The sequence below is a fragment of the Pseudomonas tumuqii genome, from assembly GCF_013184545.1.
Lineage (GTDB): Bacteria > Pseudomonadota > Gammaproteobacteria > Pseudomonadales > Pseudomonadaceae > Aquipseudomonas > Aquipseudomonas tumuqii.
Genome location: NZ_JAAOJA010000003.1, coordinates 278318 through 291426, shown reverse-complemented (window position 1 = coordinate 291426; position 13109 = coordinate 278318). Strand labels below are relative to the sequence as shown.

Here is a 13109-nt window from a genome sequence, read left to right as displayed (position 1 = left end):
TAATATATAAATTGTATGTCGATGATAATTTAATATGCCGAAACGATGCGCCCAGCCATTCAGTCTCTGCCGGATAAAGCCTCGGGCACAAAAAGCGGACAACCGATCAAGGTTGTCCGCTGATTTTTAGCGCAGAGCGCCTAGCGCATCAGTTGCTGCGGATCAGATGATCGAAGGCGCTCAGCGAAGCCTTGGCGCCCTCGCCCACGGCGATGACGATCTGCTTGTACGGCACGGTGGTCACATCGCCGGCGGCGAAGATACCGGGCACATTGGTGCCGCCCCTGGCATCGACGATGATCTCGCCGCGCGGTGACAATTCGATCACGCCTTTGAGCCAGTCGCTATTGGGCAACAGACCGATCTGCACGAAGATGCCTTCCAGTTCGACGCTGTGCAGCTCGTCAGTATTGCGATCCTTGTAGACCAGCGCCTTGACCTTCTGCCCATCGCCCAGCACTTCGATAGTCAGCGCGCTCTTGATGATGGTCACGTTGGCCAGGCTGGCCAGTTTCTTCTGCAGCACCGCATCGGCGCGCAACTGACTGTCGAACTCGATCAGGGTGACATGGGCGACGATGCCGGCCAGGTCGATGGCCGCTTCCACGCCGGAGTTGCCGCCACCGATCACCGCCACCCGCTTGCCCTTGAACAACGGACCATCGCAATGCGGGCAGTAGGCCACGCCCTTGCCGCGGTAGGCCTGCTCGCCGGGTACGTTCATCTCCCGCCAGCGTGCGCCAGTGGCGAGAATCAGGGTCTTGGCCTGCAGCGACGCGCCGCTGTCGAACCTCACCTCATGCAGGCCACCCGCCTGCCTGGCCGGAATGATGGCGCTGGCACGCTGCAGGTTCATGATGTCCACGTCGTACTGCTTGACGTGTTCTTCCAGGGCGCGGGCCAGCTTCGGCCCTTCGGTTTCCTGCACCGAGATGAAGTTCTCGATGGCCATGGTATCGAGCACCTGGCCGCCGAAACGCTCGGCCGCCACCCCGGTACGGATGCCTTTGCGCGCGGCATAGATAGCCGCGGCGGCGCCAGCCGGGCCACCGCCGACCACCAGCACGTCGAAGGCCGCCCTGGCGTTGAGCTTGTCGGCATCGCGGGCACCGGCGTTGGTGTCGATCTTGGCGATGATTTCTTCCACACCCATGCGACCCTGGCCAAACAGCTCGCCGTTCAGATAGAGGCTCGGTACCGACATGATCTGCCGCGCTTCGACCTCCGCCTGGAACAGCGCGCCGTCGATGGCGACGTGGCGGATATTGGGGTTGAGCACCGCCATCAGGTTCAGCGCCTGGACCACGTCCGGGCAGTTCTGGCAGGACAGCGAATAGTAGGTTTCGAAATTGAATTCGCCCTCGATGCCCTTGATCTGTTCGATCACGTCCGCGGCGGTCTTCGAGGGATGACCACCGACCTGCAGCAACGCCAGCACCAGCGAGGTGAATTCGTGGCCCATGGGAATACCGGCAAAACGCAGGCTGATATCCGCCGCGGGGCGATTGAGCGAGAACGACGGCGTGCGACTGTCGCTGCCATCGGTCTTGAGGGTGATCTTGTCGGTCAGGCCGACAATGTCTTGCAGCAGGCCGAGCAGTTCACGGGATTTGTCGTTGTCATCGAGGGACGCGACGATCTCGAACGGCTGGGTGACCTTCTCGAGGTAGGTCTTCAACTGGGCTTTCAGATTGGCGTCCAACATGACGGGAAGTCCTCAATGACAAAAATTCGGGGCAATAAAATGCCCGGACGGATCACGCCCGGGCATCGGGGACCGTTAAGAATCGGGTAAGGCTCTTAAAGGCTGGCGTAGGGTGGATGACGCTTCACCCATCCACCATTGACAATCAGCAGTGGTGGATGAACACAGCGTCATCCACCCTACGGATCGGCACTATTAGATCTTGCCAACCAGATCCAGGGAGGGAGCCAGAGTCTTCTCGCCTTCCTTCCACTTGGCCGGGCAGACTTCGCCCGGGTGGCTGGCGGTGTACTGGGCGGCTTGCAGCTTGCGCAGGGTTTCGGAGACGTCGCGGGCGATTTCGTTGGAGTGGATTTCCACGGTCTTGATCACGCCTTCCGGGTTGATCAGGAAGGTGCCGCGAAGGGCCAGGCCTTCTTCTTCGATGTGCACGCCGAAAGCGCGGGTCAGCGCGTGGGTCGGGTCGCCGATCAGCGGGAACGGGGCCTTGCCCACAGCCGGGGAAGTCTCGTGCCAGACCTTGTGCGAGAAGTGGGTGTCGGTGGTGACGATGTACACCTCGGTACCGGCATCACGGAACGCGGCGTAGTTGTTGGCAGCGTCTTCGATCTCGGTCGGGCAGTTGAAGGTGAAGGCTGCCGGCATGAAGATCAGAACCGACCACTGGCCCTTGAGGGACTGCTCGGTGACTTCGATGAACTTGCCGTTGTGGAAAGCGTTGGCCTTGAAGGGTTGAACCTGGGTGTTGATGAGGGACATCTCTAATTCCTTGTGAGGGTTGAAGAAGCTACAGGGCGCATCTTAGCCACTTCAGCGCAGAAAGCTTATTGATTGCCGCCATGGTTTCGATTGATTAAGCCAATCGAAACCCGCCTTCAGGTCAGGGTCGGGTCTATCACCAACACCAGTTTGCCGTTAACCCGGTTGCTCGCCAGTTCGGCAAAGGCCGTTTGCGCGTCCCCGATCGGGAAACTGCGCGCCAGTTGCGGCTTCAGCCGGCCTTCGGCAAACAGCGGCCACACCTGCTGCTGCAGATCGCGCAGCAGATCGGCCTTGAACTGATCATCGCGGCTGCGCAGGGTCGAACCGATCAATTGAATGCGCTTACCCAGCAGCAAGCCCAGATCCAGCTCGGCCTTGCGACCGCCCATCAGACCGATATTCACCCAGCGACCATCGAGCGCCAGCAACTCCAGGTTGAGCGCGGCGTAGTTGCCGCCAACCGGATCGAGGATCACATCGAAGGGGGCGAAATCGCGCAAGGCCTGCAGGTTGTCGTCGCCACGCAACACGCCCGCCTGGGCACCCAGGGCTTCGCAATAGGCCAGCCGCTCGGCCGAGCCGACGCTGACCCAGCACGGGCTGCCAAATGCCTTGCACAACTGGATCGCCGCCGACCCCACGCCACTGGCCCCCGCATGCAACAGGACCTTTTCCCCGGGTTTCAAGCCCGCCAACTGGAACAGGTTGAGCCAGGCCGTGGCATACACCTCCGGCAAGGCAGCCGCCTCATGCAGGGAGACGCCTTCGGGCACCGGCAAGGCGTGCCGTGCATCGATTACCACCTCCTCGGCCATGCCGCCGCCGGCCAGCAGCGCGCAAACCCGATCGCCCACCTTCCAGTCACTGCCAGCGCCGACCTCACTGACCACGCCGGCGCATTCCAGGCCCAATATATCGCTGGCCCCCGGCGGCGGCGGATACAGACCGGCGCACTGCAACAGGTCGGCCCGGTTCAGGCCGGCGGCTGCCACGCGAATACGAATCTGCCCTACATCACAGGCCGGGGTGGGTTGCTCCGCCCACTCCACGCGCCCTTCCACGCCTTGCAATGCCTTCACGCTGCCTCCATAGTGCATTTAACCGAGTCCGACATTTAACGTCGGCTTTTGCATTGCGCCGATGGAACCTGGCGCCCAGATAGATGGCCTAATATGCGTTATCAAATGTCCTTACGTCGAGTCAGCATGAAGCGATCACTGCTTAGCACCCTCCTCGCCCTTAGCCTCGGTTTAAGTGCTTTGCCGCTGTCTGCGAAAACCACCAGTGCCGATCCGTGGGAGTACTTGCAGCCGAATCGCGAGCAGGTCATCGCCAGCCTCAACGTCGTAGAGCTGCTCAATCGTCACCATTACAACAAGCCGCCGCTCAACGACGAGCGCTCGGTGAAGATTTATCAGGGTTACCTGAAGATGCTCGACCCCTCGCGCAGTTACTTCACCGCGGGTGACATCGCCGAATTCGACCAGTGGCGCAACGAGTTCGACGACCTGCTGAAAAGCGGCAATCTGGAACCGGGCTTCCTGATCTACAAGCGCCATCTGGAGCGTCTGCAAAGCCGCCTGCAGTTTGCCTTGAACATCCTCGAACAAGGCGTCGACAAGATTGACTTCAGTGTCGACGAGAGCCTGCTGATCGACCGTGAAGAGGCCCCCTGGGCCAAGGACCTGGCCGAGCTGGACGACCTGTGGCGCAAGCGCGTCAAAGACGAAGTGCTGCGCCTGAAGATCGCCGGCAAGGAACCCAAGGCAATTCAGGAGTTGCTGGTCAAGCGCTACAAGAATCAACAGGCACGCCTGCGCCAGACCCGCGGCGAGGATATATTCCAGGCCTACATCAACGCCTTTGCCATGTCCTACGACCCGCACACCAGCTACCTCTCCCCGGACAGCGCAGAGAACTTCGACATCAATATGAGCCTGTCGCTGGAAGGTATTGGCGCGGTGCTGCAAAGCGACAACGAGCACGTCAAAGTCGTGCGCCTGGTACCCGCAGGTCCGGCCGACAAGAGCAAGCAGATTGCACCGGCGGACAAGATCATCGGCGTTGCCCAGGGCAGCGACGAAATGGTCGACGTGATCGGCTGGCGCCTGGACGAAGTGGTCAAGCTGATCCGCGGCCCGAAAGGCTCGCTGGTGCGCCTGGAAGTGATTCCGGCAAGCAACGCGCCGAATGACGAGACCAGCAAGGTGGTCAACATCACCCGCGAAGCGGTCAAGCTGGAGGAGCAGGCCGCGAAGAAATCCGTGCTGCAACTCACCCACGAAGGGCGCGACTACAAACTGGGCATCATCGAGATTCCCGCGTTCTATCTGGACTTCAAGGCCTTTCGCGCCGGCGATCCGGATTACAAGAGCACGACCCGCGACGTCAAACGCCTGATCGCCGAACTGGAGCAGGAAAAAGTCGACGGCGTGGTCATCGACCTGCGCAACAACGGCGGCGGCTCCCTGCAGGAAGCCACCGAACTGACCGGGCTGTTTATCGACCAGGGACCAACCGTACTGGTCCGCAACAGCGACGGCCGGGTCGATGTGCTGGCGGATGAAAATACCGGTATCTACTACAAAGGCCCCCTGGCGGTACTGGTCAACCGCCTGTCCGCCTCTGCTTCGGAGATTTTCGCCGGCGCCATGCAGGACTATCACCGCGCCCTGATCCTCGGCGGCCAGACCTTCGGCAAAGGCACGGTGCAGACCATTCAACCGCTCAATCACGGTGAGCTCAAGCTGACCCTGGCCAAGTTCTACCGCGTTTCCGGGCAAAGCACCCAGCACCAGGGGGTGATCCCGGATATCCAGTACCCCGACGTGATGGACACCAAGGAAATCGGCGAAAGCGCCCTGCCCGAGGCCTTGCCGTGGGACAGCATCAAAGCGGCGATCACCCCCGAACTGGATCCGATCCAGCCGTTCCTGGAGGAGCTGCAGACTCGCTACGATAGCCGTACCGCGAAGAATCCGGACTTCACCTTCACCCGCGAGCGCCTCGCTCTGGCGCAAAAGCTCATGGATGAAACCCGCGTCAGCCTCAACGAAGGCAAACGCCGTGCGCAACAGACCGATATAGAAGCGCAGCAGTTGGTGATCGAGAACAGCCGCCGCAAAGCCAAGGGTGAAGACCTGCTCAGCGAACTGAAAAAGGAGGACGAAGACGCCGCGCCGGTCGAGCCTGAAAAAACCAAGCCGGAAGATGATGCCTTCCTCGCCGAAAGCGGGCATATCCTGCTGGACTTCCTGGGATTGAGTTCGCGGCTGGCCAAGCAGTGAGTTAGCCGCTTACGGCTGTCATCAAAGGGTCATCAATCTGTCGTGAAATGCAGGGGCTGATAGCGATATCAGCCCCTGCCTTTTTTCTGGATATCGAGACCCGTCATGACCGTCACCGAGCAACTGAGCGCGCTGAACCATATTCTCGCTCACGGCGACCTGCATAGTTTGTTCCAGCCGATCATCAGCCTTTCCGAACGCCGTATCCTCGGCTACGAAGCCCTGACCCGCGGCCCCTCCAACAGCCCACTGCACTCGCCAATCAATCTGTTCGCCGTGGCACGCTCTGCCGGACGACTGGGCGAGCTAGAAGTGGCCTGTCGAAAAAATGCCTGCAGGCGCTTCAGCGAACTGCAACTGCCAGGCAAGCTGTTTCTCAACGTATCCCCGGACTCACTGCTGGAGCCCGGCCATCAACCCGGGCGTACCCTGCAACTGCTGCAAGCCTATGGCATCCCTCCCAGTCAGGTGGTGATCGAGCTGACCGAGCAGTCGCCCACCGAGGATTTCGCCCTCCTCGACACCGCCCTGCATCATTACCGCGCCATGGGTTTCTCGATTGCCCTGGACGACCTGGGCGCTGGCTATTCAAGCCTGCGCCTATGGTCAGAACTGCGCCCGGATTACGTGAAAATAGACCGCCACTTCATCGACGGCATTCATCAGGATGCGGTCAAGCGCGAGTTCGTGGGCTCGATCCTGAAGATGGCCAAGGCATCACGCGCCCAGGTGATTGCCGAAGGTATCGAGCTGGAAGAAGAACTCGTCGTACTGGCGGAAATGGGCATTGACCTGTTGCAAGGCTACTTGCTCTGTCGCCCGCAGGAACAACCGCCACAGGACGCACACCAGCTGCTGCCAAAGCTCAACGGCAATGCGCTGGTCCTGAGTGAGGAAGGCAGCAACCTCAGCGCCCTGCTCAACGAACAGTCGGCAGTAGCCCGGCACACGCCGATCGCCGAGGTGCTGGAAGCCTTCCGTGCCCAGGCCAACCTCAACTCCCTGGCCGTCGTCGATGAGCATGGGCAACCGGTCGGTATCGTCAACCGCCATGCGCTGTCCGAAGCGCTGCTCAAGCCCTTTGCCACCGACCTGTTCGCCCGCAAGCCGATCAGCCGCCTGATGAGCCATGACTTCCTCGCCGTCGAACTGAAGCAGTCCCTACAGAAGGTCAGCCGCCTGCTCACCAGCCGTGCCCGTCAGCGCATCGAGGAGGACTTCATCATCACCCAGGACGGCAGATATCTGGGGCTGGGGCGGGTGATCGATGTGCTCAAGCTGATCACCGAACTGAAGATCCAGCAGGCACGCTACGCCAACCCGCTGACCTTGCTACCGGGCAATGTACCTATCCAGCAATGCCTGACGCGCCTGCTGCAGCAAGCCCGTGAAGCTGTGATCTGCTATGTGGATATCGACAACTTCAAACCGTTCAATGACATCTATGGCTATGCCAAAGGCGATGAAGTACTGCTGAGCCTGGCGCAATGCCTGAGCGAGCGGGTCGACCCTGCCCGCGATTTCGTCGGCCATATTGGCGGCGACGACTTCCTGCTGGTGCTCGGCTCGCACGATTGGCGCGCCCGCCTCAATCGCCTGCTGGAAGACTTTCAAAGTCAGTGCCGACGCTTCTACAGCGACGAGCATCTGCAAGCGGGTTGCCTGGTCGCCCACAGCCGACAGGGCCAGCGCCAGGAGTTCGCGCTGCTCTCCCTGTCACTGGGCGTGGTGCACTTGCGCCCGGAACAGTGCGCACAACTGGACGCCAGCCAGCTCGCCGGCCTGGCATCCGAGGCTAAACGCCACGCCAAGGCGGTGCCCGGCTACAGCCTGCATATCATCGATACGTACAAGCTGTCGGCGTAAGCCAATCACCTCGCTCACAGGCTTGAAATTCTTATCAGGGAATAAGCAGAGCGTAGGCGCCAGCTTGCGGCATTCCTGCGGCGCCCTCGGATCGCCGATCACGGCAACCGGGATAGCCAAGCGGGCAGCGTTGCGCCCCCCGCAGGATCCTCCTCTACCCCGCTACAATCCCAGCTCCCGGGCCCTCTGGACAAAGCGTGCCGCCAGTTCGGTATCGGCCGGCAAGCCCGGGCCGCCCTCGCGATACAGATCGGCCAAGCGCTGGGCGGCCAGGGGGTGGCCAGCCGCGGCCGCCAGCGTCCACCAGCGTGCGGCCTCAAGGCCATCGGCGGCTTGCCGGGTATCACCCGCCAGGCTCAGTACGCCGAGCCGATAGGCGGCCTTGGCATCGCCACCAGTGGCGGCCAGACGCAACAGACGCACGCCTTCTTCACGGGCGCCAAAACCCTGGCCACGAAACAGCAGGATATGCCCGTAGAAGCTCTGCGCAGCAACATCGCCGAGGTTGGCCATGCGCGCGAACTGGCCTTCAAGCCAGCGCCAGCCGCGTGGCTGCTTGACCAACCACGACCAGTGGAACAGTCGCCGGGCCACGCCATAGCCTATCCGCGCCCGCAGTCGCCAAAGCACCTAGAGCTCCTCGGTGTAATCAAACTCGAACACCCGTACCACTTCGGCCGCATGCCAGGACGCGGCTGCTACGCCGTCCGAAGCACCGTTAAAGCGGCCAAGACGAGTCACGCAGTCGAAGAATCCGGTTCGCGGCAACCGACTCGCTCCCTGACTGATCACCAGGGCGCTGCGCAGTGGCCGTTCGGCACGGGCATCCAGGGCCGCCAGATGCTCCAACGCAGCGGTGAGCGTTTGCATCGCCGGGGTTGGCAAGGCCAGACGCTCGACCAAGGCCCGATAGGTCAGCAGATGACGCTGACGCCGGGCATCCTCCAACTCATCGAGCAAGGCCTGCCAATGCTGACGACTGATACTTACGCTCAAAGCTTCTCCTCCCAGCCTGCGACCCCGAGCGTCCAGGCCAAGGCCCGCTTGATGGCTGCATCCGGCTCGCGCTCGGCGCTTTCGATCATGCCCAGATAATGCGGACTGACCCCCACCGAACGGGCCAACTCCTGCAGCGACAAGCCCTTTTCTTCACGCAAACGCGTCAACTCGCTCAGCGCCGGCTTGACTGCACCCGCAGCCGCTTCCGGCACTTGCGCAACGTGGCCCGAGGCCTGCAACAAGGCCAGGTAATCGGCCCAGGGCAGTACCGCATATTCGGGCTCGCCATCACGTTTGATTACTTGCACTTTCATTCTCGACTCTCCGTGGAAAGCAGTACCGACAGCCTCAGCACCTTCCTTGCAGGGGGCTATGTTAACAGCCCGATACTCTAAAGGGCGTGACCTATACTGCCTTGACACTGTCAGGGCGATGCTGCGGGGGTATTTTGAGAGTACTGGCGATTCTTCTGCTGGGCTGCTGGAGTGCCATGAGCGGCGCAGAAGCATTGCGCTGGGGCTTCTCCCCTGCCGACGGCATGCCTTATGTCGAGGTCCGTAATCATCAACTGCTTGGTGGTTTCACCCACCGACTTGGCAGCCGGGTCGGCCAACGCCTGAATCTCGAGGTGCACTTCGTCGAGACCCCGAACAGGCGCATTGAAGAGTTCATTCAGCGCGGACGCATTCATCTGATCTGCAACGCCAACCCGGATTGGGTGGCCGAACCACAGCGCTATCGCTGGTCAGCCAAACTTTACCAGGAGGAGGACGTACTCCTTCTGCATGACCGGCAAGCGCCCGTGACAGGACTGCCAGATTTGCACGGCAAAGTCCTCGGCACCCAGCTCGGCTATATCTACAGCCTGCCGTTGATGGAGGCCTTCGCGCGTGAACTGGTGACGCGCCAGAATGTCCGTGATCTCGACAGCGGGCTGAACCTGTTGAGCAGGCAACGGCTGGATGCGCTGATCGACATGCGCCGCCCCCTGGCCTACAAGTTGGCCCAACGCCCGGAGCTGCCGCTGCACTTCAGTGACTGGGTGATACAGCGCTATGACCTGTATTGCATCTATGGTCAGCACCTGCCGATCAGTGCCGACAGGCTGGATGAGGTGTTGCTGGAACTGCGCGACTCGGGTGCGATCGCACGAATGCTCGATGACATCCCCGGGCGGCCTCCCCAGTAACCCGCCAGCGTTGTGCCGCGCCGGCAAGGCTGCACCGCCCGAGGTAATCGGTCGGCGCCTACTGCGTCACGTCAAGGCGGTCGCAGTAGGCGCGAGTTTTTTCACAACCTCTCAGGGCTTCGATTTTTCCAACGCCGGGTTTTGCCCATCCGGCAAGCGCTCGATAACCTCGAGCGTCTCGGGCGTCTGGGCTTCCCGCCAGGCCCGAAATGCCGCCAGCTCATCGCTCCAGGTGCGCAGCACCCAGGCCAGCACGGCCAGATCATCGATAAGGCCAACCACCGGCAACCAATCCGGCAGCCCATCCAGTGGCGTGATGAAATACAGCAGCGCCGCCACTACCGCCAGTAACGCCTGCGAGCTGATCGCTCGATACTCACCGCGCCACCAGGCCATGCAGAGACCTTGCAGGAGCCGCAAATCTTCTTTCAAAGCGCTGAAGCGCCCGCCTTGCCTTGCACTCTTGCGTGCTACCGCCAGCAGCAGGGCAGGTAACCGACCGCGCCGTAAAAAAACCTGTGCAGTACGTAGATAACTGGAAAAATTCCACGGCTGTTTCATGGGTATTCCTCGGCAACCCGCATGTCTGCTGGGCTGGCTTGGGTTATCCACTAAAGCTGTGGATAACCTTGTGAACAGATTTCAGATGAGCCTATCAAACGCCCAGCCCATGCGGCCTCGCTTCAGATCGGACATTTTTTATCCAGCCATTAAAGTTGTTTTAAATCAATAACTTGAAATTTGCAAAGAGTTTTCCAAGAAGCGCATGGCAAGGCCATGTCAGGTGCCCGGTTAAATGTGCATAACCATGACGCCAGAATTCCATTCTGGTCTTTTTTCCGACCCGCCAGTCAGTCTCGGGTTCGATTTTTTAATCGACAGAAACGACAACGCCCCGTCGAAACGGGGCGTTGTCTGCAACCTTGGCGACCTGTCGAACCCGGAACTATTCCTGGTTCGTCAAACGCCTAGCGCTTACTGCTCGGCACCAGCAGCGGCGGCGGCCTTGATTTCCAGCAGTTCCAACTCGAACACCAGTACCGAGTTGGCCGGAATTGCCGGAGTCGGGCTTTGCTCGCCGTATGCCAGCTCGCTCGGGATATAGAGCTTGTACTTCTCGCCGACATGCATCAGCTGCAGGCCTTCGACCCACCCAGGAATCACACCGCTGACAGGCAGTTCGATCGGGCTACCGCGCTCGATAGAACTGTCGAACACGCTACCATCGGTCAATTTGCCTTCATAGTGCACGCTCACCACGTCAGTGGCTTTCGGCTGATCGCCTTCGGCTTTTTTCAGCACTTCGTACTGCAAACCGGATTCGGTGGTGACCACCCCTTCACGCTTGCCGTTCTCTTCGAGGAATTTCTTACCAGCCTTGGCCGACTCCTCCTTCATGGTAGCCATGCGCTCTTCGGCACGCTTCTGCAGGAACGCGAAAGCCTCGACCAACTCGTCGTCTTTCAGGCGTTGCTCTTTCTTGCCGATGGCATCTTCGATGCCTTGAGCCACGGCTTTCGAATCGAGGTCATCCATACCTTCCTGCGCCAGGCTCTTGCCCATGTTCAGGCCGATACCGTAGGAGGCTTTCTGCGCCGGAGTCTCCAGGCTGATTTCCTTGGTTTGCGAATCACAACCCGCGAGAACCAGGCCTACCAGAGCGACCGCCGCCGCTAAACGATGCTGTTTCATGCTTATTCCTTGTTCGGTGCGCCCTAGGGCAATCGAGTGAAGGCGCGAGCTTAGCAGGCTGCCGCAATCACTGGCTACCAGGATACGAACTAGAAAATGCGTATAAGTTCAGGTGTTTAAGCGGATTTTCGAAGGGATACAGCGAGTATTGCGGAAGGGGCATAGCAGAGATGGAGCGAGGTAAAAAAATGGCGCAGCGGACGGGACTCGAACCCGCGACCCCCGGCGTGACAGGCCGGTATTCTAACCGACTGAACTACCGCTGCGCGTAACTTCAAAAGCGAATTGGTGGGTGATGACGGGATCGAACCGCCGACCCTCTGCTTGTAAGGCAGATGCTCTCCCAGCTGAGCTAATCACCCTTCACTCTCGAAGTGGGGCGCATTCTAGACAGCCGACCTCACCTTGGCAAGCACTGATTTAAAAATTTTTTATCGACGTGCCAAAGGCTTAGCGCAGGGTTGGCCTGAGGCGCCAAGGGGAGAATAATGCGCGCTTTGCGTTAACGGGTAGGCCGCCAGAGGCGCCCGAAGCATAAAGAGCCGCTCGCGGCATACCCGCTTCCCTCATCCGTCGCTGCGCGCCACCTTCTCCCAGGGGGAGAAGGATAGAAGGATGGCGTCGCTTCGCGACTTTCACGTTATATGGAGAGTCACCCCCTCATGTGGTTTCGTAACCTGCTGGTTTATCGCCTCACCCAAAACGTCCCCTTCGATGTCGAGGCACTCGAAGCCGCACTGGCCGCCAAACCGGCGCGGCCCTGTGCCAGCCAGGAGTTGACCACCTATGGTTTCGTCGCCCCCTTCGGCAAAGGCGGCGATGCGCCACTGGTGCATGCCAGCGGCGATTTCCTGCTGATCGCGGCGCGCAAGGAGGAACGCATCCTGCCCGGCAGCGTAGTGCGCGATGCCTTGAAGGAGAAAGTCGACGAGATCGAAGCCGAGCAGATGCGCAAGGTCTACAAGAAGGAACGCGACCAGCTCAAGGATGACATCGTGCAGACTTTCCTGCCGCGCGCCTTTATCCGCAAGTCGGCGACCTTCGCCGCCATCGCGCCGAAACAGGGCCTGATTCTGGTCGACGCCTCCAGCCCGAAGCGCGCGGAAGACCTGCTCTCCACCCTGCGTGAAGCCATCGGCTCGCTGCCGGTACGCCCACTGACCGTGAAGATTGCCCCCAGCGCCACCATGACCGAGTGGGTCAAGACGCAGAAAGCCGCCGACGACTTCCATGTGCTCGACGAATGCGAGCTGCGCGACACCCACGAAGATGGCGGCGTGGTGCGCTGCAAACGCCAGGACCTGACCGGCGACGAAATCCAGCTGCACATGACCTCCGGCAAACAGGTCACCCAGCTGTCGCTGGCCTGGCAGGACAAGCTGTCGTTCATGCTCGACGACAAACTGGTGGTCAAACGCCTGCGCTTTGAGGACCTGCTGCAGGATCAGGCTGAACAGGATGGCGGCGACGACGCCCTCGGCCAACAGGACGCCAGCTTCACCCTGATGATGCTGACCTTCGTCGAGTTCCTCCCCGCGCTGTTCGAAGCCCTGGGTGGCGAAGAGACGCCCCAGGGCATCTAAGCTCGCCCGGGAACAATCCGCTAGCC

12 protein-coding genes and 2 tRNA genes are annotated in these 13109 nt (G+C 60.6%); 4 read left to right on the top strand and 10 right to left on the bottom strand.

Annotation, left to right across the window (positions count from 1 at the left end):
• Positions 1 to 148 precede the first annotated feature (148 nt).
• From ahpF to G9C89_RS07865, 3 genes are all read right to left on the bottom strand, one after another.
• Positions 149 to 1705: an alkyl hydroperoxide reductase subunit F gene (gene ahpF, locus G9C89_RS07875; protein WP_172147126.1), complete on the bottom strand. Its 1557-nt coding sequence runs from the start codon at positions 1703 to 1705 to the stop codon at positions 149 to 151.
• A gap of 195 nt (positions 1706 to 1900) precedes the next feature.
• Entirely contained in the window at positions 1901 to 2464 is a 564-nt protein-coding gene (ahpC, locus tag G9C89_RS07870) for an alkyl hydroperoxide reductase subunit C (RefSeq protein ID WP_172147124.1), read from the bottom strand.
• 116 nt (positions 2465 to 2580) lie between these two features.
• Entirely contained in the window at positions 2581 to 3546 is a 966-nt protein-coding gene (locus G9C89_RS07865) for an NAD(P)H-quinone oxidoreductase (RefSeq protein WP_172147122.1), read from the bottom strand.
• A 126-nt stretch (positions 3547 to 3672) separates the two neighbouring features.
• Between G9C89_RS07865 and G9C89_RS07860 the strand changes: the two genes are divergently transcribed.
• Both G9C89_RS07860 and G9C89_RS07855 read left to right on the top strand, forming a co-directional pair.
• A complete protein-coding gene (locus G9C89_RS07860) occupies positions 3673 to 5754 on the top strand; it encodes a carboxy terminal-processing peptidase (protein WP_172147119.1) in 2082 nt (693 codons plus the stop codon).
• A 105-nt stretch (positions 5755 to 5859) separates the two neighbouring features.
• The gene (locus G9C89_RS07855; RefSeq protein WP_172147117.1) at positions 5860 to 7620 is read left to right on the top strand and encodes a bifunctional diguanylate cyclase/phosphodiesterase; all 1761 of its coding nucleotides are present in this window, start codon (positions 5860 to 5862) and stop codon (positions 7618 to 7620) included.
• A gap of 162 nt (positions 7621 to 7782) precedes the next feature.
• Here G9C89_RS07855 and G9C89_RS07850 read toward each other — a convergent pair whose 3' ends face one another.
• The 3 genes from G9C89_RS07850 to G9C89_RS07840 are packed head-to-tail and all read right to left on the bottom strand — an operon-like array spanning position 7783 to position 8933.
• Complete coding sequence (locus tag G9C89_RS07850; RefSeq protein WP_172147115.1) at positions 7783 to 8250, bottom strand: SEL1-like repeat protein; 468 nt, start codon at positions 8248 to 8250, stop codon at positions 7783 to 7785.
• A complete protein-coding gene (locus G9C89_RS07845) occupies positions 8251 to 8616 on the bottom strand; it encodes a hypothetical protein (RefSeq protein ID WP_172147113.1) in 366 nt (121 codons plus the stop codon).
• Positions 8613 to 8933: a helix-turn-helix domain-containing protein gene (locus tag G9C89_RS07840; RefSeq protein ID WP_172147111.1), complete on the bottom strand. Its 321-nt coding sequence runs from the start codon at positions 8931 to 8933 to the stop codon at positions 8613 to 8615. Before G9C89_RS07840 ends, G9C89_RS07845 begins: the two co-directional genes overlap by 4 nt.
• Positions 8934 to 9109: 176 nt before the next feature.
• Here G9C89_RS07840 and G9C89_RS07835 point away from each other — a divergent pair, with 176 nt between their 5' ends.
• Complete coding sequence (locus G9C89_RS07835) at positions 9110 to 9808, top strand: substrate-binding periplasmic protein (RefSeq protein ID WP_172147109.1); 699 nt, start codon at positions 9110 to 9112, stop codon at positions 9806 to 9808.
• Between the two features lie 111 nt (positions 9809 to 9919).
• On the opposite strand, the gene G9C89_RS07830 is transcribed toward G9C89_RS07835, so the two are convergent.
• The 4 genes from G9C89_RS07830 to G9C89_RS07815 all read right to left on the bottom strand — a co-directional run bounded on the left by G9C89_RS07830 (position 9920) and on the right by G9C89_RS07815 (position 11862).
• Entirely contained in the window at positions 9920 to 10369 is a 450-nt protein-coding gene (locus tag G9C89_RS07830) for a YkvA family protein (protein ID WP_172147108.1), read from the bottom strand.
• Positions 10370 to 10783: 414 nt separating this feature from the next.
• Positions 10784 to 11500, bottom strand: a complete 717-nt coding sequence (locus G9C89_RS07825; protein WP_172147106.1) for an FKBP-type peptidyl-prolyl cis-trans isomerase — start codon at positions 11498 to 11500, stop codon at positions 10784 to 10786.
• 189 nt (positions 11501 to 11689) lie between these two features.
• Positions 11690 to 11766: transfer RNA gene (locus G9C89_RS07820), tRNA-Asp, on the bottom strand.
• A 20-nt stretch (positions 11767 to 11786) separates the two neighbouring features.
• Positions 11787 to 11862: transfer RNA gene (locus G9C89_RS07815), tRNA-Val, on the bottom strand.
• A gap of 300 nt (positions 11863 to 12162) precedes the next feature.
• On the opposite strand from G9C89_RS07815, the gene rdgC reads away from it, so the two are divergent.
• Positions 12163 to 13083 (top strand): recombination-associated protein RdgC, encoded by a 921-nt coding sequence (gene rdgC / locus G9C89_RS07810; protein ID WP_172147104.1) that lies wholly within the window; start codon positions 12163 to 12165, stop codon positions 13081 to 13083.
• Positions 13084 to 13109 lie beyond the last annotated feature (26 nt).

Bases quoted from the DNA above. Each gene is read 5' to 3' on its own strand.
- ahpF (WP_172147126.1), bottom strand. From the start codon at position 1,705: ATGTTGGACGCCAATCTGAAAGCCCAGTTGAAGACCTACCTCGAGAAG.
- ahpC (WP_172147124.1), bottom strand. From the start codon at position 2,464: ATGTCCCTCATCAACACCCAGGTTCAACCCTTCAAGGCCAACGCTTTC.
- G9C89_RS07860 (WP_172147119.1), top strand. From the start codon at position 3,673: ATGAAGCGATCACTGCTTAGCACCCTCCTCGCCCTTAGCCTCGGTTTA.
- G9C89_RS07855 (WP_172147117.1), top strand. From the start codon at position 5,860: ATGACCGTCACCGAGCAACTGAGCGCGCTGAACCATATTCTCGCTCAC.
- G9C89_RS07840 (WP_172147111.1), bottom strand. From the start codon at position 8,933: ATGAAAGTGCAAGTAATCAAACGTGATGGCGAGCCCGAATATGCGGTA.
- G9C89_RS07835 (WP_172147109.1), top strand. From the start codon at position 9,110: ATGAGCGGCGCAGAAGCATTGCGCTGGGGCTTCTCCCCTGCCGACGGC.
- G9C89_RS07830 (WP_172147108.1), bottom strand. From the start codon at position 10,369: ATGAAACAGCCGTGGAATTTTTCCAGTTATCTACGTACTGCACAGGTT.
- G9C89_RS07825 (WP_172147106.1), bottom strand. From the start codon at position 11,500: ATGAAACAGCATCGTTTAGCGGCGGCGGTCGCTCTGGTAGGCCTGGTT.
- rdgC (WP_172147104.1), top strand. From the start codon at position 12,163: ATGTGGTTTCGTAACCTGCTGGTTTATCGCCTCACCCAAAACGTCCCC.